This is a genomic window from Myroides profundi (assembly GCF_000833025.1).
Lineage (GTDB): Bacteria > Bacteroidota > Bacteroidia > Flavobacteriales > Flavobacteriaceae > Flavobacterium > Flavobacterium profundi_A.
Genome location: NZ_CP010817.1, coordinates 670,221 through 693,396, shown reverse-complemented (window position 1 = coordinate 693,396; position 23,176 = coordinate 670,221). Strand labels below are relative to the sequence as shown.

The 23,176-nt window shown below is 33.5% G+C and carries 20 protein-coding genes and 4 tRNA genes; 18 read left to right on the top strand and 6 right to left on the bottom strand.

What is annotated here, in order from left to right; genetic code table 11:
• Positions 1–39: 39 nt before the first annotated feature.
• Together ubiE and porT are read left to right on the top strand one after the other, a co-directional pair.
• A complete protein-coding gene (gene ubiE / locus MPR_RS03135; RefSeq protein ID WP_041889036.1) occupies positions 40–768 on the top strand; it encodes a bifunctional demethylmenaquinone methyltransferase/2-methoxy-6-polyprenyl-1,4-benzoquinol methylase UbiE in 729 nt (242 codons plus the stop codon).
• Between the two features lies 1 nt (position 769).
• A complete protein-coding gene (porT, locus tag MPR_RS03130; RefSeq protein WP_041889033.1) occupies positions 770–1,567 on the top strand; it encodes a type IX secretion/gliding motility protein PorT/SprT in 798 nt (265 codons plus the stop codon).
• A 49-nt stretch (positions 1,568–1,616) separates the two neighbouring features.
• Here the strand turns inward: porT and MPR_RS03125 are convergent, their stop codons facing one another.
• Positions 1,617–2,351, bottom strand: coding sequence for a TrmH family RNA methyltransferase (locus tag MPR_RS03125; RefSeq protein WP_041889030.1), 735 nt, complete (start codon positions 2,349–2,351; stop codon positions 1,617–1,619).
• 78 nt (positions 2,352–2,429) lie between these two features.
• Here MPR_RS03125 and tamL point away from each other — a divergent pair, with 78 nt between their 5' ends.
• Genes tamL through accD form a run of 3 tightly spaced genes read left to right on the top strand, consistent with a single transcriptional unit; the run spans position 2,430 to position 6,971 of the window.
• Positions 2,430–4,958, top strand: a complete 2,529-nt coding sequence (gene tamL, locus MPR_RS03120) for a translocation and assembly module lipoprotein TamL (protein WP_041889027.1) — start codon at positions 2,430–2,432, stop codon at positions 4,956–4,958.
• Positions 4,959–5,004: 46 nt separating this feature from the next.
• The gene (gene fbaA / locus MPR_RS03115; RefSeq protein ID WP_041889024.1) at positions 5,005–6,072 is read left to right on the top strand and encodes a class II fructose-bisphosphate aldolase; all 1,068 of its coding nucleotides are present in this window, start codon (positions 5,005–5,007) and stop codon (positions 6,070–6,072) included.
• 44 nt (positions 6,073–6,116) lie between these two features.
• Positions 6,117–6,971 carry an acetyl-CoA carboxylase, carboxyltransferase subunit beta gene (gene accD, locus MPR_RS03110; RefSeq protein ID WP_006257264.1) on the top strand — a complete coding sequence of 285 codons (855 nt, stop codon included), beginning with the start codon at positions 6,117–6,119 and terminating at the stop codon, positions 6,969–6,971.
• Between the two features lie 69 nt (positions 6,972–7,040).
• Here accD and MPR_RS03105 read toward each other — a convergent pair whose 3' ends face one another.
• A complete protein-coding gene (locus MPR_RS03105; RefSeq protein ID WP_041889022.1) occupies positions 7,041–8,288 on the bottom strand; it encodes an ABC transporter permease in 1,248 nt (415 codons plus the stop codon).
• 192 nt (positions 8,289–8,480) lie between these two features.
• Here MPR_RS03105 and purH point away from each other — a divergent pair, with 192 nt between their 5' ends.
• Genes purH through MPR_RS03070 form a run of 7 tightly spaced genes read left to right on the top strand, consistent with a single transcriptional unit; the run spans position 8,481 to position 16,186 of the window.
• Entirely contained in the window at positions 8,481–10,007 is a 1,527-nt protein-coding gene (gene purH, locus MPR_RS03100; protein WP_041889019.1) for a bifunctional phosphoribosylaminoimidazolecarboxamide formyltransferase/IMP cyclohydrolase, read from the top strand.
• A 53-nt stretch (positions 10,008–10,060) separates the two neighbouring features.
• A complete protein-coding gene (locus MPR_RS03095; RefSeq protein ID WP_006257267.1) occupies positions 10,061–11,089 on the top strand; it encodes a rod shape-determining protein in 1,029 nt (342 codons plus the stop codon).
• Positions 11,090–11,098: 9 nt separating this feature from the next.
• Complete coding sequence (mreC, locus tag MPR_RS03090; RefSeq protein WP_041889016.1) at positions 11,099–11,929, top strand: rod shape-determining protein MreC; 831 nt, start codon at positions 11,099–11,101, stop codon at positions 11,927–11,929.
• Positions 11,922–12,446 (top strand): hypothetical protein, encoded by a 525-nt coding sequence (locus MPR_RS03085; RefSeq protein ID WP_006257269.1) that lies wholly within the window; start codon positions 11,922–11,924, stop codon positions 12,444–12,446. Before mreC ends, MPR_RS03085 begins: the two co-directional genes overlap by 8 nt.
• Positions 12,443–14,323 carry a penicillin-binding protein 2 gene (gene mrdA / locus MPR_RS03080; RefSeq protein ID WP_041889013.1) on the top strand — a complete coding sequence of 627 codons (1,881 nt, stop codon included), beginning with the start codon at positions 12,443–12,445 and terminating at the stop codon, positions 14,321–14,323. Before MPR_RS03085 ends, mrdA begins: the two co-directional genes overlap by 4 nt.
• Before the next feature lie 18 nt (positions 14,324–14,341).
• Positions 14,342–15,595 (top strand): rod shape-determining protein RodA, encoded by a 1,254-nt coding sequence (gene rodA, locus MPR_RS03075; RefSeq protein ID WP_041889010.1) that lies wholly within the window; start codon positions 14,342–14,344, stop codon positions 15,593–15,595.
• Between the two features lie 48 nt (positions 15,596–15,643).
• Entirely contained in the window at positions 15,644–16,186 is a 543-nt protein-coding gene (locus MPR_RS03070; protein ID WP_235280519.1) for a hypothetical protein, read from the top strand.
• A gap of 335 nt (positions 16,187–16,521) precedes the next feature.
• Here MPR_RS03070 and MPR_RS03065 read toward each other — a convergent pair.
• The 4 genes from MPR_RS03065 to MPR_RS03050 all read right to left on the bottom strand — a co-directional run bounded on the left by MPR_RS03065 (position 16,522) and on the right by MPR_RS03050 (position 16,909).
• Positions 16,522–16,594: transfer RNA gene (locus MPR_RS03065), tRNA-Phe, on the bottom strand.
• A gap of 26 nt (positions 16,595–16,620) precedes the next feature.
• Positions 16,621–16,693, bottom strand: a tRNA-Phe gene (locus MPR_RS03060).
• A gap of 35 nt (positions 16,694–16,728) precedes the next feature.
• Positions 16,729–16,801: transfer RNA gene (locus MPR_RS03055), tRNA-Phe, on the bottom strand.
• Between the two features lie 35 nt (positions 16,802–16,836).
• Positions 16,837–16,909, bottom strand: a tRNA-Phe gene (locus MPR_RS03050).
• A 128-nt stretch (positions 16,910–17,037) separates the two neighbouring features.
• On the opposite strand from MPR_RS03050, the gene MPR_RS03045 reads away from it, so the two are divergent.
• The 6 genes from MPR_RS03045 (at position 17,038) to fabD (ending at position 23,128) form a co-directional block, all read left to right on the top strand.
• Entirely contained in the window at positions 17,038–17,787 is a 750-nt protein-coding gene (locus tag MPR_RS03045; protein ID WP_041889007.1) for a type III pantothenate kinase, read from the top strand.
• Positions 17,765–19,030 carry a BamG family beta-barrel-assembly machinery protein gene (gene bamG / locus MPR_RS03040; RefSeq protein WP_041889005.1) on the top strand — a complete coding sequence of 422 codons (1,266 nt, stop codon included), beginning with the start codon at positions 17,765–17,767 and terminating at the stop codon, positions 19,028–19,030. The genes MPR_RS03045 and bamG overlap by 23 nt, the downstream gene beginning before the upstream one ends.
• A gap of 18 nt (positions 19,031–19,048) precedes the next feature.
• A complete protein-coding gene (gene lptC, locus MPR_RS03035; RefSeq protein ID WP_041889002.1) occupies positions 19,049–19,606 on the top strand; it encodes an LPS export ABC transporter periplasmic protein LptC in 558 nt (185 codons plus the stop codon).
• A 1-nt stretch (position 19,607) separates the two neighbouring features.
• Positions 19,608–19,799, top strand: coding sequence for a hypothetical protein (locus tag MPR_RS03030; protein WP_041888999.1), 192 nt, complete (start codon positions 19,608–19,610; stop codon positions 19,797–19,799).
• A gap of 236 nt (positions 19,800–20,035) precedes the next feature.
• A complete protein-coding gene (locus MPR_RS03025) occupies positions 20,036–22,141 on the top strand; it encodes a peptidylprolyl isomerase (protein ID WP_041888997.1) in 2,106 nt (701 codons plus the stop codon).
• Between the two features lie 114 nt (positions 22,142–22,255).
• On the top strand, positions 22,256–23,128 hold the full coding sequence (gene fabD / locus MPR_RS03020) for an ACP S-malonyltransferase (RefSeq protein ID WP_006257278.1): 873 nt from the start codon (positions 22,256–22,258) through the stop codon (positions 23,126–23,128).
• Positions 23,129–23,176: the final 48 nt, after the last annotated feature.

Here is a 23,176-nt window from a genome sequence, read left to right as displayed (position 1 = left end):
TTGGCTTTTAATAATTATATTTGTCAAAAATAAAATACAATGTCAAAAAATATTACTCCATACGAAGGATCTGAATTAGGCAAGAAACAACAAGTTGAACAAATGTTTGATACTATTTCAGGTAACTATGATAACCTAAATAGAATGATTACTTTCGGTACTGATCAAGGATGGAGACGCAAAGTATTAAAATTAGTATCTGAGCAAAAACCAAATACAATATTAGACATTGCTACTGGTACAGGAGATTTAGCTATTTTACTTTCTAAAACAAAGGCTACTAAAATCATTGGATTAGACTTATCAGCTGGAATGCTAGAAGTAGGTAAACAAAAGATCAAAGCACTAAACCTAGATAACAGAATAGAAATGGTACAAGGAGACTCAGAAAACTTGCCATTTGAAGACAACACCTTTGATGCTATCACAGTAGGTTTTGGTATTAGAAACTTTGAAGACTTAGAAAAAGGATTGTCAGAAATACTTCGCGTATTAAAACCTGGAGGAATATTCGTTATTCTAGAAACTTCTGTTCCTACTAAATTCCCATTTAAACAAGGGTACTTCTTCTATACACAGAATGTAATGCCATTCATGGGTAAATTGTTCTCTAAAGACCAAAAAGCTTATAAATATTTATCTGACTCTGCAAAAAACTTCCCTTTTGGAGAAGCTTTAAACAATATTTTAAGAAAAGTTGGGTTTAAAGATGTAAAGCATCTTCCTCAAACGATGGGAATTGCTACGATATATTCATCTTCAAAATAATATGAAAAGACTAATTGTATTTTTTTTAATTCTATTCGTTAGCTCACAGTCTTATGGGCAATGGATATTTGGTAAAAATCCCATGCTTAACAAAAGAGATTGGGACAAACAACGTGTACATTGGGGCTATTACTTAGGAGTTAATTCATACAATTACAAGTTCGATTATAATGCAGACTATTATCACAAGCTACAAGCATTAAAAGAAAAATACCCTAATGACTATACTGAGATCCAAGTTAAGTCATCTATGGGATTTAATGTTGGTCTTGTGGGGAACTTGCGTATCATGGAGCATCTAGACTTGCGTTTTGAACCAGGACTAACATATGCTAAAAGAGAATTGTCTTTCCCAAGAGCGCTTATCTATGATTATTATGCTACACAGCACAATAACCTAGAGCCTTCAGAATACGAGTTAAACAGTTCTTCTCAAAAATCAACTAGTGCAACATATTTGCACTTCCCTTTATTATTAAAATTCTCTGCTTTGAGAACTGGAAATATACGTCCTTATGTATTAGGAGGTTTTTCTTTAGACTTAAACTTAGGAAGTAACAATAAAGTAGATAGTGATAACTATGAAGGAGTCTGGAGAGTAGAAAAGCTTACAGCTAACTATGAAGTCGGAGTTGGAGTGGATCTTTATTTTGAATACTTTAAATTCTCACCTTCTATTAGAGGGGTATTCGGAATTAATGATGAGTTAATCAGAGATAAAAATGCACAAAGTCCATGGACAGGAAATATAGAATCAATGAAATCTAGAGGAATATTCGTCAACTTTACCTTTCATTAAAAACAGATATAAAAAAGGGAACTTACTTAAGTTCCCTTTTTTTATGCTATTAAAAATTATGTCTTCTAAATTCGCTTAGTACGATAGAGGCTGCCATGGCTACATTTAAACTTTCGGTCTGTTGTAAATTTCCATAACGCGGAATAGCTATTCTATCAGTCACTAAATCTTCTATGGCATTACTAATACCGTTAGCTTCATTTCCCATGATGATAATACCCTTATTCGCTACAGTCTTAGGATAGATATTCTCACCATCCATAAACGTTCCATAAATAGGTAGCTCTCCTCCTGCTCTTATTAATTCTGTTAAATCTCCATAAACAATATTTACACGGGCAATAGATCCCATCGTAGCTTGTACTACTTTAGGATTATAAACATCTACTGTCTCACTGGTACAAATAATATGCTTAATCCCGAACCAATCACATAATCGTATAATAGTCCCTAGATTACCTGGATCTCTAATATCATCTAAAGCAACGATAAGATCACTATAATCTACAGTCTCTTGTTCCGTACAATGAAATACAGCCAAACAATTAGAAGTAGTACTCAGAGCAGACATTTTCTTTAAATCGTCTTTACTAACAATAGAAACCTTTGACTGTGGAACATTAAAATGAAGCTCCTCAGTGCAATATATATGTTCTAAAACAAGAGAAGATTTAACTAATTCGCCTATCACCTTAACTCCTTCTGCAATAAAAAGTTGGTGTTCTTTTCTATATTTTTTCTGATGTAAACTCTTAATTAATTTGATTTGGTTTTTCGTAACCATAAAAAACTGTATTTTTGACTGAAAATTGACTATACTACTTTGAGCAGATTTTTACCAAAAATACTACTATTTCTATTAATGAGCATAAGTTTTTTTGCATGCTCTATCACTGAGCAGGTTCCAAACGACCGTGCTCTATTAATGGATAATACCATTCTCGAAAATGGTAAAAAAATATCTAAAGAAGAGGTTATAGCACAGCTATACCAACACCCGAACAGTACTTTTCCCATGACTAATATGAGGTTAAGACTATATCTGTATAACCTAGCGAAGCCAAATGCTGATTCGCTATATCAAGTATGGCTAAAAGAGAATCCTAGTAAAGAAAGAGTCATGGAAAGTGTTCTTTCTAAAAAACAAGTTGACCGCTTAGGGGAGTCTTTTATTATATCTGGGATTAATAACTTCCTTCTAAAAACAGGAGAAGCTCCTGCTTTATACGACAGTCTTAGAACAAATAAATCTAAGATTCGTTTAAAAAACTACTATTTCAACAAAGGTTTTTTTGATACAAAAATTACAACTCAACTAGATACTACTGGGGTAAAGAAAGTAAAAAACACATATAGCATTACTACAGGAGAGCCGTATGTTATAGATAGTATTAACGCTAATATCAGTACGAAAGCTTTAGAAGATTTATATATTAAGTCTCTATCTAAGTCTAAAATTAAGAGCAATACTGTATTCGATGTTAAAAACTTCGAAGAAGAGCGAAAAAGATTAGCGACAGACTTTAGAGATAATGGTGCGTATTACTTTCAAGAATTAAATATTCGCTATGAAGTAGATACTATCATCAATAAAAAAAACAGAGCGAATATAGAATTGATCATTGATCCCAGAACAGTAAAGTCAGGGGATTCATTAAAAGAAGTTCCGTTTAAAATATATACGATTAGTGACGTAAATATCTTCACAGATAATAGTTCTAAAAACAAAGAATACGTCTTAGATAGTATTCACTATAACAACTTTAATATTTATAGTTCTACAAAACTTCAGTATAAGCCAAAGGCTCTTACAGATGCTATATTTATCACGAAAGGAAGTACTTTTAGTGACTTCAGAAGGGTATTAACATCTCGTTCTATCAGTAATTTGCGTACTTTCAACTACCCTGTTATAGAATATATAGAAGATAAAAGAGATACTACTGGTCAGTCACTAATCAGTAATATCTATCTTACTTCTCGTAAAAAAATGACTTTCAATCCATCATTTGATGTTACTCACTCGAATATCCAAGATTTCGGTATAGGTGGTAGTATGGGGTTACTGTTCAGAAATGTCTTTAGAGGTGCTGAGATATTAGAAATAAACTTAAAAGGGTCATTAGGATCTTCTCGCCAAATGAGCAACCCTAATGATGTATTCTTCAATGTCACTGAATATGGTGGAGACATTAAATTAACCTTTCCTCGTTTATTATTCCCTTTAAATACAGATAGGTTAATCCCTAAGAGTATGTTACCTACGACTTCTATGAGTTTTGGTCATACAAAACAGAAAAACATAGGTCTTGATAAAAATAGCTTAACTGCTATAGTAAACTATACGTGGTTACCATCTAGAAGAAACAGCTTCAGTGTTGATTTAGCTAATATACAATACATTAGAAATACCAATCCGAGTAATTACTTCAGTGTTTATAAATCTTCTTATGACAGATTAAATGATTTATCTAAACACTATACGACTATTAACCCAGACTACTATGATCAAAATGGCAACCTAACGATAGCTGAGGGAGGAAGTAATCTATTTATAAAAGATGCTCTAGATTCAAGTAACCCTCTAGGTATCTCAGCTCAAGATCATCAAGAAATAAGAAGTATAGAAGAAAGACGTGTGCGTCTATCTGAAAACAACTTAATTATCGCAAGTAATATTACATTCACGAATACAACTAGAACTAATCTATTAGACAACAGCTTCTATACTCTAAAAGCTAAAGTAGAGTCTGCAGGTGGTCTTATGAACTTATTAATGCAAAATACAAGTTCTAAAATAGGTCCTACAGGGAAAAAGACAATAATGGATGTGGAGTTTTCTCAATATGTAAAAACAGAGGTAGACTTCGTTAAATACTTTGATCTAGGAAAAAAACGTGTTGTTGCAATGCGTGCTTTCGCTGGACTAGCAATTCCTTATAGTAATTCTAATTCTATTCCTTTCTCAAGAAGTTACTATTCTGGTGGATCAAATGATAACAGAGGATGGCAATCTTATCGATTAGGGCCTGGGCAAAGTGGCGGTATCAATGACTTCAACGAAGCGAATATGAAATTGTTCTTCAGTACTGAGTACCGTTTCAACATTGGTGGTAAGTGGTATGGAGCGCTTTTCGTAGATGCCTCAAATATTTGGAATGTATTTGACGATATTAAAGATAATACCTATACCTTTAACGGCGTTTCTTCATTAAAAGATATGGCAGTAGCATCGGGACTAGGATTGAGATATGATTTTAGTTTCTTTGTATTCAGGTTAGATATGGGATTCAAAACATATAATCCAGCACAAGATAAAGGACAAAAATGGTTCAAAGAGTTTAGCTTAAAAGAATCAGTCTTAAACGTTGGGATTAATTATCCATTCTAATTCAAATAATAATTAGTATTTTTGTACAAAATTTAAACACACAACTATGGCTCATAATATTAAACCAGGAGTTGCTTTTGGCGACCAAGTTCAAGAGATTTTTAGATATGCAAAAGAAAAAGGTTTTGCACTACCAGCAGTAAATGTAACTAGCTCAAGTACTATCAATGCGGTATTAGAGACTGCTGCTAAATTAAATTCTCCAGTGATTATTCAGTTTTCAAATGGAGGTGCTTCTTTTATGGCAGGAAAAGGATTGTCTAATGACAATCAAAAATCAGCTATCATAGGAGCTATTGCAGGAGCAAAACACGTGCATGCATTAGCAGAAGCTTATGGAGTAGCTGTTATTCTACATACAGACCACTGTGCAAAAAAACTATTACCTTGGATCGATGGATTATTAGATGCTGGTGAAGAACATATGAAACAATATGGTAAACCTCTATTTAGTTCACATATGATTGACCTATCAGAGGAGCCTATTAAAGAAAATATTGAGATTTCTAAACAATACTTAGAGCGTATGGACAAACTAGGTATGACGTTAGAAATAGAATTAGGAATCACTGGAGGAGAAGAAGATGGTGTAGATAATACAGATGTAGATTCATCAAGATTATACACTCAACCAGACGAAGTAGACTACGCTTATGAAGAGTTATCTAAAGTAAGCCCTAGATTTACTATCGCTGCTTCTTTCGGAAACGTACACGGTGTTTACAAACCAGGTAACGTAAAATTAACTCCTATCATTCTTAAAAATTCTCAAGAATATGTAGCGAAGAAACACAACTTAGGACACAATCCTGTTGATTTCGTATTCCATGGTGGATCAGGTTCTTCATTAGAAGAAATCAGAGAAGCTATCAGCTACGGTGTAATCAAGATGAATATCGATACAGATACACAATTTGCATACACAGAGGGAATCAGAGACTATATGTCTTCAAAAATAGACTATTTAAAAACTCAAATAGGTAACCCTGACGGTTCAGATATTCCAAATAAGAAATATTATGATCCAAGAGCATGGGTTAGACAAGGAGAATTAACTTTAATCGCTCGCTTAGAACAAGCTTTTGAAGATTTAAATAACGTAAATACGTTATAATTCCCCCCTTGCTTTCAAATTAGTATAAACAAAAGAAACATTTTATGGCTTGGTTTAAAAGGAAAGAAAAAGGTATTCAGACGCCAACAGAAGACAAAAAAGATATTCCAAAAGGATTATGGTATAAATCTCCGACTGGAAAGATAATTGATCAAGATCAGTTAGAACAAAATTTATGGGTGAGTCCAGAAGATGGATATCACGTTCGTATTGGTAGTAAAGAATATTTTGAAATTCTTTTTGACAACAACGACTACAAAGAAATAGCCAAAAGCCTTTCTTCAAAAGATATTTTAAAATTTGAAGATACTAAAAAGTATGTAGATCGTTTAAAAGAAGCAATGACTAAAACACAATTAAAAGATGCTGTTAAAGTCGCTGTTGGTCAATCAAAAGGAGAAAAATTAGTAGTTGCTGCAATGGACTTTGCTTTTATTGGAGGTTCTATGGGATCTGTAGTAGGAGAAAAAATCGCACGTGGTATAGACTACTCATTAAAAAATAAGATACCGTTCTTAATGATTTCAAAATCAGGAGGAGCTCGTATGATGGAAGCAGGTTTTTCATTAATGCAAATGGCAAAAACATCTGCTAAATTAGCAATGCTAAGCGATGCTAAAATTCCATATATTTCATTATGTACAGACCCTACAACAGGTGGTATATCAGCTTCTTTCGCTATGTTAGGTGATATCAATATAGCTGAACCAGGTGCATTAATCGGTTTCGCAGGTCCTCGAATTGTAAAAGATACAACAGGTAAAGATTTACCTGAAGGATTTCAAACTTCTGAATTTTTATTAGAACACGGATTCCTTGATTTCATTACACACAGAAGAGATCTGAAAAAGAATGTAAATCAATACTTAGATTTGATCTTAAATAGACCTATGAGATAATCTCTTAAGGTTAGAGCATAAAAAAAGGATACTAGTTATATAATTAGTATCCTTTTTTATTTCTAGTTATTATCCTCCCATTCTAATGGCTTCTACAGGATCTAACTTCGCAGCTGATCTAGCTGGTAAATATCCTGATAATACTCCAATAAAACCTGATAACATCAATCCTATAAAAATATTAGAAAGACTCAATACAAAAGTAAAGTCTAGTAAACTAGTCACTAATAGACCTATCCCCCACACCATCACAATACCAACTAGCCCTCCAATAAGCGCAAGTATCACCGCTTCAAACAAAAACTGAAATAAGATAAAATGGCTCTTAGCTCCAATCGCTTTTTGAATTCCGATAAGATGAGTACGTTCTTTCACTGATACAAACATAATATTAGCAATACCGAAACCACCTACCAATAAAGAAAAGCCACTAATAATCCACCCCACGACATTCATTTGCCCAATAATCTTCTCAATCATATCTAGCATTCCCCCAAACACATTAATAAAGAAATTATCATCCTCTCCTTCTTTCAATCCTCTATACAATCTTAATTTCGCTGCTATTTCATCTTCAAACTGCTTAATGTCTACATCTTTACTAGGTTTAAGAATCACTACTGTAGTAGATGCTAAACTATTATCACCAAACATCTGTCTCATTATATTCACAGGCATATAAACACTCTCATCTTGACTCCCTCCAACACTTATAGACCCTTGTTTCTCAATAACTCCTATAACTGTAAAACGCTTACCATAGAGCCGAACATACTGACCTACTGGATCAAAATCCTCAAATAGTGTATTAGCAACTTCATGGCCAATAACAACAACAGGTACTCCATTAGCTGCTTCTGATTCATTAAAAAAACGTCCATTAATTACTTTTACATTATCGAGAAACTGCATATCAGAAGAACTAGGTCTCATAATAACTTCAGCATAGTTCGCTCCAAACTTCATCTGTTCAGACTTAGTAAAATAATTAAACGATGCATACTCTACATTGGTTAGATTTCGTTTAAGATAATCGTACTCATCGTACTTCATCTTTGGAAACTGCTCATACTTCCATTTAGGTACTTCTGTTGGACCAAAAGAGCGATCAAAAACATAAATCATATTTCTATCAAAGCCGCTTAATTCAGTTCTAATATTCCTATCCATAGAATCTACCGCAGCCAATACGGCTATGATAGAAAAAATACCAATAGTAACCCCTAAAAAAGAAAGGGCTGTACGCAGTTTATTAATTCGCAACGCATTAATTGCAAAACCAAAACTAGTTGATAAAAGTCTTAAATACAATCTCATAAGGGAATTCCATTAACTTTTTAACCATTACACAACCTCGCTAATCTTATGAACAACTCAAAAAACAAGGAGATATTTTTCTAAATTAATCATTATTAGAAATAAAATAAAAAGAAAGCTAAAAAACTTCTACATTAAACTTTATAAATACATAGACAATAGTTACTTTTGCGCATTGACAAAAAACACAACATGAACACAACTAAAAAAATTCAATCAGCACTAATTTCAGTTTTTGATAAAAACGGATTAGAGCCAATCGTAAAAGAGTTACACAAGCACAATGTAACTATCTATTCAACTGGTGGTACAGAAACATTCATCAAAGAATTAAACATTCCTGTTGTACCTGTAGAAGATGTAACTTCTTATCCATCTATTCTAGGAGGACGAGTAAAAACATTACACCCAAAAATTTTCGGAGGTATTCTTAATAGACAAGATCACGAAGGAGATGTTGCTCAAATGAAAGAATACGAAATCCCACAAATTGATTTAGTCATTGTAGATTTATACCCTTTCGAAAATACTGTAGCATCTGGAGCACCTGAAGCTGATATTATTGAAAAAATAGATATCGGAGGTATTTCTTTAATCAGAGCTGCTGCTAAAAACTTTAAAGATACAGTAATCGTGGCTTCTGTTAACGAATACGAATTATTCTTACAGATGATTCAAGAGAATAATGGAGCAACTACTTTAGAAAACAGAAGATTATTAGCGACTAAGGCTTTCCATGTTTCTTCTCATTATGATGGAGCTATTTTTAACTATTTCAATACAGATGAAACAGTGCTTAAAATTAGCCAAGCTGATGGAAATGAACTTAGATATGGAGAGAACCCTCATCAAAAAGGTCACTTCTTCGGAAACTTTGATGCCCTTTTTGATAAGTTAAACGGAAAGGAATTATCTTACAATAACTTACTAGATGTAGACGCAGCTGTAAACTTAATGAATGAGTTTAAAAATGAAGCTCCTACATTCGCTATTTTAAAACACAATAACGCTTGTGGTGTAGCTCAAAGAAGCACAATGAAAGCAGCTTACCTAGATGCTTTAGCTGGAGATCCTACTTCTGCATTTGGAGGTGTTTTAATTGCAAACAACACTATTGATGTAGCAACTGCTGAAGAAATCAACAAATTATTCTGCGAAGTTGTAATCGCTCCAGCATACGACGAAGCTGCTATTGAGATTTTAAAAGAAAAGAAAAACAGAATTATTTTAGTAATAAAAGAAACTGAACTTCCTAAGAAACAAGTACGTACTTGCTTAAACGGAATTTTAGTTCAAGATAAAGACAATATTACAGACAATAAAGAGCTATTAACAAACGTTACAAAATTATCACCTTCTGACAGGGAGATAGAAGATTTGTTATTTGCTTCTAAAATCTGTAAACACACCAAGTCAAATACAATTGTATTAGTAAAAGATGGTCAACTGTGCTCTTCTGGTACAGGACAAACCTCTCGTGTAGATGCTTTACGTCAAGCAATCGAAAAAGCTAATTCATTTAATATAGAGCTTAAAGGTGCTGTTATGGCTAGTGATGCATTCTTCCCATTCCCTGACTGTGTAGAAATAGCTCACAACGCTGGAATTACAGCTGTAATCCAACCTGGAGGGTCTATCAAAGACAATCTAAGTATCAATTATTGTGATGAAAATAATATCGCGATGGTTTGTACAGGAATTCGTCATTTTAAACATTAATTTACTACTTTTGTAAAGCATTAAAATATTAACTATAAAAGCCTTTTAATTATATGGGATTTTTTGATTTTATGACTGAGGATATCGCTATAGACCTTGGAACAGCGAATACCCTAATCATCCATGGAGGAAAAGTTGTTGTAGACAACCCTTCTATTGTTGCCCGAGATAGGACCACGGGTAAAATTATTGCTGTCGGAAAAGAAGCAAGCTTGATGCAGGGAAAAACGCATGGTAATATCAAAACAATTCGCCCATTAAAAGACGGAGTTATTGCTGATTTCGATGCTTCAGAAAAAATGATAAGCCTCTTTATCAAGAGCATTCCTGCATTAAGAAAAAAAATGTTTACACCTGCATTACGTATGATCGTATGTATACCTTCTGGAATCACAGAAGTAGAAATGCGTGCTGTAAAAGAATCTTGTGAACGTGTGAATGGTAAAGAGGTTTACCTTATACATGAGCCTATGTCTGCTGCAATTGGTATTGGAGTAGATATTATGCAACCTAAAGGTAATATGATTGTAGATATCGGAGGTGGTACTACTGAAATTGCTGTAATTGCCTTAGGAGGTATTGTATGTGACAAATCTGTAAAAATTGCAGGTGATGTATTCACTAATGATATCATCTATTATATGCGTACACAACACAACTTATTCGTTGGAGAAAGTACAGCAGAAAAAATCAAAATTCAAATCGGAGCAGCTACTGAAGATTTAGAAACTCCTCCAGAAGATATGCTAGTTCAAGGGCGTGACCTATTAACTGGTAAACCAAAACAAGTAACTGTATCTTACAGAGAGATTGCTAAAGCTTTAGATAAATCTATCCAACGTGTAGAGGATGCTGTAATGGAAACATTATCTCAAACTCCACCAGAACTTGCTGCTGATATCTATAATACTGGTATTTATTTAGCAGGTGGAGGTTCTATGCTTAGAGGTTTAGACAAACGTATTTCTCAGAAAACTGACCTTCCTGTATATATTGCAGAAGATCCTTTAAGAGCAGTTGTAAGAGGTACTGGTCTAGCAATCAAGAACATTGACAAATACAAAAGTGTATTGATCAAATAAGAATAACTTATGCAGCAGATAATCAATTTCTTTATAAAAAACAGTACTAAGCTACTGTTTTTGCTGCTTTTAATCATATCATTCGGGCTAATAATACAAACGCATACTTTTCACCAAAGTTCGTTTATTAGCTCAGCGAATGGTGTGACTGGTTATGTCTATGAAAATGTAAACAATTTCAAGGAGTATATGCATCTAAAAACAGAGAATGACGCTCTAGTTTTAGAAAATGCACACCTAAAGTCCATCGCTTTTAACAATACTACGGCACAAGATTCTATAGAAATTAGAAACTTAATGCCAGAGGAAAGACAAGAGTACTCTATTATAGTCGCTAAAGTAATCCGTAATACCTTCAATACAAAAGAAAACTACCTTACTATAAAAGGTGGTTCTAAGCAAGGTATTGAAAAAGATATGGGAGTGATTAATAGTAATGGAGTGATCGGAGTTATAGAAAAAACATCTAAAAACTACTCTACTGTACAAAGCATCTTAAACGTAAAGTCTAAGATCAATGCTAAAATTAAAGGTACTAATCACTTCGGTCCTCTAGAATGGGATGGTAAAAACACTGGATATGTTAACTTATCTGACATACCAAGGCTAGCTGAGATTTACAAAGGAGATACTATTGTAACAGGAGGTATATCTACTATATTCCCTGAGAATATTCCTATTGGTGTAATCGAGAAAGCATATACTAATGAAACTTCAAATTACTTTACTATTTCTGTTCGCTTGTTTAATGACATGACGAACCTTGGTTATATATATGTAATTAAGAATAAAGATATTGAAGAAATTAACCAACTAGAAGCTGAAACAAAAAATGAATAGTGTTGCATTTTCAAATATTGCTCGTTTTATTGCGTTATTAATCGCACAGATTCTTATTTTCAATAATATAGATCTTTTTGGTTTTATAAACCCATTTCCATATATTCTTTTTATCATTTTATATCCAACAGACAACAATAAAGCTGTTTTTTACTTAACAAGCTTTTTTCTTGGTCTTATCGTAGATATGTTTGAGAACTCTGGTGGAATGCACGCAGCTGCTAGTTTAATTCTAGCCTTTGCTAGACCATCTATACTAAAGTTCTCCTTCGGGATCAGCTATCAATATCACAATTTAAATATCATCAAAAAAATCACTAAAGATATTTTTAAATCTCTAGAGGTTTTTGGTTATATTTCTATATCCGTTGTTATACATCACATTATTCTCTTTGGATTAGAATTCTTTAGATTTAATTTTATCTGGGAGATTCTTTTAAGAACTGTACTAACAACTATAACTACACTACTAGCGTGTATTTTGATATTATTTCTGATTAAACCATCGAAAAAATGAGAAAGCTTTTATTACCATTAATTATTATCGTAGTTACTATTGTAGTACTAGCTAGATTATTTTTTTTACAAATAGTAGATGACACTTATATTAAGAAGTCAGAAAATAACGCATTAAAAATTGTCTATGAATATCCTGAAAGAGGATATGTCTTTGACAGAAACAATAAATTACTTATAGCGAACCAACCTTCTTATGATATTATGGTTGTTCCTAGAGAAGTTAAGAATATTGATACATTAGCTCTATGTAGTTTATTGGATGTTACCTATGACCAATTCGTTTCTAAATTAGAAAAAGCAAAAGTATATAGTCCTAGACTACCTTCTATTTTCTTACCACAATTAAGCAAAGCAGAATACGCTGCTTTTCAAGAAAAAATAAGACACTTCAACGGATTCTATATTCAAAAAAGATCACTAAGAGACTACCAAGTATCAGCTGGGGCAAACCTATTCGGATACATACGTCAGGTGAATGAACAGAATATAAAATCTAATTCATATTATAAATCTGGAGATTTGATCGGTATACAAGGTATCGAACAAGAATATGAAGAAACACTTAGAGGTACTAAAGGGGTTAAATATATCCAGAGAGACCGTTTTAATAGAGAAATTGGTTCATTTAAAAATGGTATATACGACACTTTAGCTGTAAAAGGAGATGATATTATTCTAACAATAGACAGTGAATTACAGGCTTATGGAGAGCTATTAATGCAGAATAAAAGAGGAGGAATAGTTGCAATCGAACCTAAAACTGGTGAAATACTAGCTTTAGTTAATGCACCTAGTTATGACCCTGCTTTGCTAGTAGGTAGAGAGCGCTCTAAAAATTATACTGCACTATATAATGATTCACTAGCTAAACCATTATACAACCGTGTACTTTCTGGAGAATATTCTCCAGGATCACCATTCAAAATTCTTACTGGATTAATAGGTTTACAGGAAGGAGTAATTAATGAACATACTACTTTTGCTTGTAACAGAGGATTCTATTACGGTAAAGGCGCATGGATGGGGTGTCACGACTCTGGACATTGGAACTTAAACATTGCTATCGCAAAATCTTGTAATACATACTTTGCTAATACTTATAAAAGAGTAATAGAAAAATATAAATCTCCTGCTGAAGGAATCAATAAATGGAGTGAGCACTTACATTCATTTGGATTAGGTCAATTCTTAGGATATGATTTACCTGAAGGAAGAAAAGGACATATCCCTGATGCTGATTATTACAACAGATGGTATCCGAATGGAGGATGGAAAAGCACGACTACTATTTCTAATTCTATTGGCCAAGGAGAGGTTATAATGACCCCAATGCAATTAGCCAATGTAATGGCAGCTGTAGCAAATAAAGGTTATTACTATACTCCTCATATCATTAAGAATATAGAACACCACGATATAGATAAAAAATTCACTACTAAACATATCACAACAATAGATCAACGTCATTTCGAACCTATTATAAAAGGGATGAATGATGTGTTTAACATTGGTACCGGACGTTCTGTAAGAGTAGAAGGACTAGAAATGTGTGGTAAAACAGGTACTGTAGAAAACTTTACTAGAATAAATGGTAAGCGCTACCAATTAACTGACCACTCAGTATTCGTAGCATTCGCCCCTAAAGATGATCCTAAAATAGCTATTGCTGTATTTATTGAAAATGGTTATTGGGGAGGTAGATGGGCTGCTCCTATTACTAGCTTAATGGTTCAGAAATATCTTTTACCTGAAATAGTAAGAACTGACTTAGAGAAGAGAATGCTTGAAGGAAGTTTAAAAAATGAATACGACAAGGTACTTCATCTTTATGACAAGTCAGACAAGCCTAAAAAAACACACAGAATTAATATATAGCTTTAGATTACATTAAAAATGAAAAACGTTAGTGTTCAAAAAAATATAGATTGGATATCGATACTCCTGTATATGCTTTTAGTCATAGCTGGGTGGATTAATATCTATTCGGCTTCTCTACCTGCAGAAACCACATCTATTTTTGACTTAAGCCAAATCTATGGTAGACAGCTAATGTTTATTATTTTTTGTATTCCACTTATTATATTGATTGTATCTATAGACACTAAGTTCTATGAGAAGTATGCTATGGTATTTTATATCATTGGACTACTATCCATACTTGGTTTATTTGTATTTGGTAAATCTGTAAAAGGTCAAACGAACTGGTATCAGATAGCTGGTTTTGGTATACAGCCCTCAGAGTTTGTAAAGACAACTACTGCCCTACTACTTGCTAAATTCTTATCAGATAGCCAAGCACACCTAAGTTCGTTTAAAGAGCAAATTATAGCTTTAGTTATTATTGGTGTTCCTACCCTATTTATCTTAAAGCATGATACTGGTAGTGCCATGTTATTCGTTTCTCTTGTTTTTGTTTTGTATAGAGAAGGACTACCTAGCTGGTACCTATGGACTGGATTTATAACCATTATTCTCTTCGTAGCTGCACTTGTAGTAAAACCAGGTATCATTATAGCATCTATTGTTATAATAGCGGCATTACACTTCTATTTAAACAAGAAGATAACCCGTAATCCATTAATATATATTATACTGGTTGTAATCATGTCTGCTTTCGTATTCTCTGTAGATTACGTTTATGACAAAGTATTAGAACCACACCAAAAAGACAGAATCAATGTATTAATAGGAGAAGACGTTAACTTACAAGCTGAAGGATATAACCTTAATCAATCCAAAATCGCCATTGGATCAGGAGGCTGGACAGGGACAGGATTCTTAGAAGGGACGCAAACTAAAGGAGGTTTCGTTCCAGAACAACACACAGACTATATCTTCACTACAGTAGGAGAAGAATGGGGGTTTGCTGGAGCTTCTTTTGTAATCATTCTATTTGTCTGCCTATTTTTCAGATTAATACATTTAGCAGAAAGACAGAAAAAAATATTTAACCGTGTTTATGGTTATTGTGTTATCTGCTTTCTATTCATCCACTTTGCCTTTAATATTACAATGCTTATTGGACTATTCCCTACCATAGGTGTACCCCTACCATTCTTTTCGTATGGAGGATCTAGTTTAATGGCATTTACTGTTTTATTATTTATCTTTCTTAAGCTCGATGCTAACAGAATTAATGAATGGTAAACAATACTCACGAAACAAATTTTTAATACAATTCACACAAACAAAACAATGAAAAACAAAATGCTATGTGCTGCTGCATTATTTGTAGCAACAACATCTATGGTTAAAGCTCAAGAAATTAAAACCTCTGGTGTAAAAGAAATAACAACAGAACAAACTTCATTAGAGTCTCTAATTGACGAACAAAAAGTAGTTGAAGAAAACTTAAAACTTGAAGAAATTAAACTTCAAAATGAAAAGGATGCAGCTAAAAGGTTAGAACAAGAAAGAAAAATAGCTAAAGAGCAACAAAAAGAAGAATTAAGAGCACAGAAACAACTAGAAAAAGAGCATAAAGCTGAGCTAAAAAAACAAAAAGAAATAATCAAAAGCCAAAAAAGAGTTAGCAAACAAACCTTGAAACTTCAAAAAGCAGAAGATAAATACAACGCTAGAAATAGCAAATACGTACAAAAAAAGGCTTCTGGTAAACTTACTCCTATTGAAGATTTAAAGTTCAAAAAACAATTACTTGACTTACAAACGAATATCAAAACCCATGAATTAGAACTAAAAAAACTAACAATGGAGTTTAAGGCAATCAACAAATAATACATAAAGCTCACTTCTATGAAGTGGGCTTTTTATTTTCTTCCTATCCTCTCTTCAATCACCAACACAAAGACACACAAGCCCCCTTAAGAACGCTCTTTGGACACTTACACATAATTATTCAATGATTAAATACTTTCCTTAAAACGCTTTATTTTACCAGTGAGCATTATTTTGAAATGTACTTTACTTTTTAGATTAACTAAACTTTTTGCGTAGTCCCCAACTTTTGTCACTGATCCCTTTTGTCACTGATCCCTACTATTGACACTGATCCATTTTTACATCAGGGCAGAAAATAAAAAAGCCACTACTGATGAGTAGTGGTTTTTTCGTGGTGCCTCCAGGAATCGAACCAGGGACACATGGATTTTCAGTCCATTGCTCTACCAACTGAGCTAAGGCACCTTATTGTTTCGCTTAAGTTTAATTAGTGGTGCCTCCAGGAATCGAACCAGGGACACATGGATTTTCAGTCCATTGCTCTACCAACTGAGCTAAGGCACCTTTTTTTAAACTATAACAACTAAAAGCTAAATTAGTGGTGCCTCCAGGAATCGAACCAGGGACACATGGATTTTCAGTCCATTGCTCTACCAACTGAGCTAAGGCACCTTTTTTTAAACTATAACAACTAAAAGCTAAATTAGTGGTGCCTCCAGGAATCGAACCAGGGACACATGGATTTTCAGTCCATTGCTCTACCAACTGAGCTAAGGCACCAATTGGCTTTTAGTATTGAACAATCTTGTTCTGTTAAGCGGTTGCAAATATAGAACAGATTTTCGTTCTTCCAAAACTTTTTAGAAAAAAAATCATTTACTACCTTTGTCTCACACAAGAAACACACTATGATTCTAGCAATTGATATAGGTAACACGAGAACCAAATTAGCTATCTTTGAAAAAGATACGCTTTTAGAGACACAATTTTTCGATCTGAATTTATTAGAAAAAAAAATAAAAAATATTTTAAAAAAAAATCAGTCTAAACCTAAAGTTATACTCTCTTCGGTAGGAAAATTAGAATCTACGACTTACAATTGGTTACTAGAAAACACAGAAGTAATAGAAATTAGCCATAAAAGCCCCTTCCCTTTTATGAATAAATACGCAACCCCTACTACACTTGGTATAGATAGAATGGTACTCGCAGCAGGAGCAACTATACTATATCCAAACTCTAATCGTTTAGTTATTGATACAGGTACTTGTATAACCTACGAATTCATTAATGACAAAGACGAATATCTAGGTGGAGCTATCTCACCAGGTTTAAGTATGCGCTATAAAGCTTTAAATCATTATACCGCAAAGCTTCCATTATTAGAACCAACTGATATAGATTATTTAATCGGAAATCAAACCGATCAGTCTATTCACTCTGGCGTAATTAATGGGATAACCCTTGAAATAGATGGCATCATTAATCAATACAAATCCTTATATCCTGATTTAAAAATAATTTTAACTGGTGGAGATACACTTTTTTTGGTCAAAAGATTAAAAAATGTCATATTTGCTAATTCAAACTTTCTACTAGAGAGTCTGAACAATTTATATCAATACACAATTGAAAATGATAAAAAAAATCTTCTTTAGCCTGAGTTTATTATGCGGTACAGCTGCTCTAGCTCAACAAGGCAATGCGTCTCCTTACTCTTATTATGGCGTAGGTAATATTAATTACAACGGTACGAATGAATACAAAGCTATGGGGGGAACAAATGTTTACGCAGATAGTATTCATATAAATTTAAAAAACCCAGCTTCATTTGGAAAGCTTAAGCTTACTACTTTTTCATTAGGAGCGACAGGTACTTCTTATAATTTTAAAACTGATGCTGGTTCAGAAAACGCAAATAGACAAACGATAGACTACGTAGCTGTAGGATTACCTATTGCGAAGAACTTTGGTGTTGTGTTTGGGTTATTACCTTACTCTAATGTTGGTTATAAAATCAATGGAGAAAGAACAAATCCTCAAGGACAAAAGATTAACTCTAGATATGAAGGTGATGGTGGAGTAAACAGAGTATTCTTAGGAGCTGGATATGAAATCAACAAGAACTTTGCTGTTGGAGTTGATGCTGGATACCACTTTGGTCATACTAATAATGATTTGTATGAGAACATCACTGATATCGGAGATGGAACATCACTTCAGAATATTACTAGAGAATTGAGAAGATTAGACTACAAAGGATTCTCTTTTAATTTCTCAGCACAATATACCGGTAAATTTAAAGGGTACGATTGGCAAGCTAACGTAACTTATAGTCCTGAAACAAAATGGACAAATGACAACCTTACGAAACTACAAGTCTTAAAAGGAAATCAAATAGCTGATCAAAAAACTGTTATTGATGAATCTAGAAATATTACTAACCCACAAGCTCTTTCTATGGGACTAGGTTTTGGTAAAGAATTTAAGTGGTTCATTGGTGGTCAATATACATTTACACAAACAAGTAAATTAACTGACTCTTGGAATAAAACGAGTATCTCTAACTTTGAAAACTCTAATCGTTTCTCTCTTGGAGGATTCTATATCCCTAAGTATAACTCATTTAGTAGTTACCTAGATCGCGTTGTATATAGAGCAGGTTTCAGATATGAAAACACTGGGCTTATCTTAAATGACAAAGCTATCAACGATATGGCTGTTAATCTTGGTGTGGGTTTACCTATTGGAGAGCGTCGTAAATTCACTAACTTAAATATTGGTTTTGAATACGGTAGCAGAGGAACTAAAAATAATGGATTAGTTAAAGAGAACTATTTCAGTGTTTATGTAGGATTCTCATTAAATGACCTTTGGTTCCAAAAACGTCGTTTTGATTAATTTGTAGTACGCTAACAAATGAAATTACTTTCTAAATTCTTAAGCATACTATTCTTTTTCACAATCGCTGTAAGTTTATTTTCTTGTGAAAGCAACTTTAAAGAAATTCAAAAATTCAACAAAGTAAGTTTCTTTCCAGCCAGTGAAGTAGAAAATATGCGCGGTCAATACATAGATTCAGGGAGAGTCAAAGCTATTTTAGTAAGTCCAAAAATGCTCGATTACAGCAATGTCAAATATCCATTTACCGAATTTCCAGACGGAATTCACTTAACGATATATGACAAGGATAAAAATAAAAATACTGTAATAGCTGATTATGCTATCCGTTATACTAAGACAGACCTAATAGACCTACAAGGAAATGTTGTAATAACAACACATGATGGTAAGAAGCTTGTTTCTGATCAACTTTACTATGATCAAAAAAACGAATGGTTCTTTACAGAAGGCAAATACAGAGCCTCTACTGATAGCGAAAACTTCACTAGAGGAATAGGAATAGACTTTGACAGTAAAATGAGCAAGGTAAAAGCAACTAACAGTTACGCCGAAAGCGTAAAAAACAACGAATAAAATGAAAGCATTACGCATAATACCTTTCTTCTACTTATTTATCGCAGTACTATTTATATACGATGGTGTATCAAAAATAGTAGCTGGTGAGACAGGATCTTGGTTGAGTTTCTTGATAGCAGCAGTAGCGATATTCATGTTCTTCTTCCGAAGAAAATTCTTAAAAAAGATGGATGGGTATAACAAAAAATAATATACTAGTAAAGGCGAGATTATAAACATCTCGCCTTTCTTTTTTTATTAAACCTACACTAATATTCCTCTCTTATCTGCTCTATTTCAACAATAATTATAAAAAAACAAATTAATTATTCTGAAATCTAAATAAAAACTTAACGAAAGCACTAAAATAATAGCACTACCCCTTTTATTATTAAATAGATAATTGTATTTTCGCTCACTGAAAAAAATTACACATAATAAAAAAGCATGGCAGTTTTATCAAAAATTAGACAAAAATCCGCTCTGTTAATTGCCGTAATTGGTATTGCATTATTAGCATTCGTTATTGGCGACGTAGTAAGAAGCACGGGAGGTGGACTATCTAGAAACATTGGTAGTGTAGATGGTGAAGAAATTAATACCCAAGAATTCCTACATAAAGTAGCTCAAGCTGAGAAACAAGGGCAGATGAGTAATACTCAAGCAGGAGTAATGGTGTGGAACAGCGAAGTAAATAATATTTTACTTACTAACGAATTTGAAAAGTTAGGTTTAAGACTTGGTAAAGACCAATTAGTAAACGTTGTTAAAAACAACCCTACATTCGCTAACAATCCAGAATTCCAAAATGAAGTAGGACAATTCGACATCAACAAATTCAACCAATTTGTTGCTATGATGAAAGGTGCTGGTCAAGAGCAATGGAACCAATGGTTAGCTTATGAAAAAGAATTAGAGAAAGTTGGTTTAGAGCAAATGTATTTTTCATTAGTTCAAGGTGGTATTTATACTACTAATCTTGATGCTAAAGCTGCATACTCTAACGAGAATGACAAAGTTTCTTTTGACTATGTTACTGTTCCTTATTCTACTGTGAATAATGAAGAAGCTGCTGTTTCTAATACAGAGATATTAGATTACATGAAAAAACATGCTAACAGATTTAAATCTGAGCCTACTCGTGTATTACAATATGCTTTCCTTCCTAGTCAGCCATCTGCTGCTGATAAAGAAGCTGTAAAAGAAGTTATAGAAGGTTACTTAAAACCTACTGTACAATACAACGCTACAACTAAAAAGAATGATACTATTCCTGGTTTTAAAACAGTGAAAGATATCGAAACGTTTGTAAATACAAATTCAGATATCAAATTTGACAGTTTATACTACGCGAAGAAAGATCTTCCTTTAGAATACCAAGAAGAATTATTCAACTTACAACCTGGTCAAACTTTCGGTCCATACATTATGGGAGACTACTACTGTATCTCAAGAATGATTGATAAAAAAGCAGGTCAGAGAGTTGATGCTTCTCATATCCTAATCGGTTTTGCAGGTTCTGCAGCACCAGGTGCTACTAGAACTAAAGAAGAAGCTAAAGAAAAAGCTGAAGAAATCTTAGCTAAAGTAAAAGCTAATCCTTCTTCATTCGCTATGGAAGCGATGATGCAAACAGAAGATCCAGGTTCTAAAAACAACGGTGGTAAATACGAAGATATTCCAAGAGGACAAATGGTTAAACCTTTTGACAACTTTATCTTTAACAATGCTGCTGGAACTATCGGTTTAGTAGAAACTGACTTTGGATACCACATTATCCAAGTAAACGAAAAGAAAGAAGGTGCTAAATTAGCAACTGTAGCTCGTAAAATAGAAGTATCTGATGTAACTGCTGATGACTTATTCACTAAAGCTACTCAATTAGAACAAGATGCTCCTACAGCTAAAGACTTTATCGCTACTGCTGAAGGATTAGGTTTCAATGCTCAGAAAGAAGTAACTATTCGTCCATTCGAAGAATTCTTACCTGGAGTAGGTAACCAAAGAAGTATTATCTCTTGGGCTTTCAACAAAGAGACTAAAGAGAGTGCTATTAAGAGATTTGACAATGCTGACGGACATATCATCGTGAAAGTAACTTCTAAAAATGACACAGGTCTTGCACCAGTAGAAGAAGTGAAATCAATCGTTGAGCCAATCTTAATGAACGAGAAAAAAGCAGTTGTAATTAGAAAGAAAATGACTGGAAATACTATTCAAGAAGTATCTAACAGTTCTAAAGCTTCTATCGCATCTGTAACTGATGTGACTACAGGAGCTCCACTTATCACTAATATTGGTAATGAACCATTAGTAGTAGGAACAGCTTTTGCAACAGCAGTAAACAAAGATTCTAAGTTAATCGACGGTTTACAAGGTGTGTATATGATCCAAACTAAAAATGTAGCTAAAGCACCTGAATTACCTGCTGGTTACGCTAGTTATAAAGCTAGAGTAGAAAACAGCGTTAGAGGTATGGCACAAATGCAAGTACTGAAAGTATTAAAAGACAATGCTAAGATTAAAGATAATCGTGTAGGTGTTATCCAATAATACAAAAACATATCATAACTAAGCCATCTGTATATCAGATGGCTTTTTTTATGTCTATATGGTTTACTAATAAAAATACCTTATTTTTGCCTTACAAAATTTAAAACTAAACTTATGAAAGCATACGTATTTCCAGGTCAAGGAGCTCAATTCACAGGAATGGGGAAAGACTTATACGAAAACTCACCTATAGCTAAAGAGATGTTCGAGAAAGCAAATGAAATCCTTGGATTTAGAATTACAGATATCATGTTCGAAGGTACTGCTGAAGAACTAAAAGAAACTAAAGTAACTCAACCAGCAGTATTCTTACATTCAGTTGTATTAGCTAAAACATTAGAGAACTTTACACCTGAGATGGTAGCTGGACACTCACTAGGAGAATTTTCAGCATTAGTAGCTAATGGTACTTTAGCTTTTGAAGATGCACTTAAACTAGTTTCTCAAAGAGCGATGGCTATGCAAAAAGCATGTGAAATCACACCTTCTACTATGGCTGCTGTACTAGGTTTAGAAGATAGCATCGTAGAACAAGTATGTGCTGGTATAGATGGTGTAGTAGTAGCTGCTAACTATAACTGCCCTGGACAATTAGTAATCTCTGGTGAAACTACAGCTGTAGAAAAAGCGTGTGAAGCACTAAAAGAAGCTGGAGCGAAGAGAGCATTATTACTTCCTGTAGGTGGAGCATTCCACTCGCCTATGATGGAACCTGCTAGAGAAGAACTAGCTGCTGCTATCGAAGCAACTACTTTTAACACTCCTATCTGTCCAGTGTATCAAAACGTAACTGCTAGTGCAGTGAGCAATCCTGAAGAGATTAAGAAGAACCTTATCCTACAGTTAACTGCTCCTGTAAAATGGACTCAGTCTGTTGAACAAATGATCGCAGATGGAGCTTCTTTATTTACAGAAGTTGGACCAGGTAAAGTATTAGTTGGACTAATCAAAAAAATCAATAAAGAGGCAGAAACTCACTCTGCATAACACATTGGTAAAACATACAACAATTATATAATAACAAAAATCCTTGGT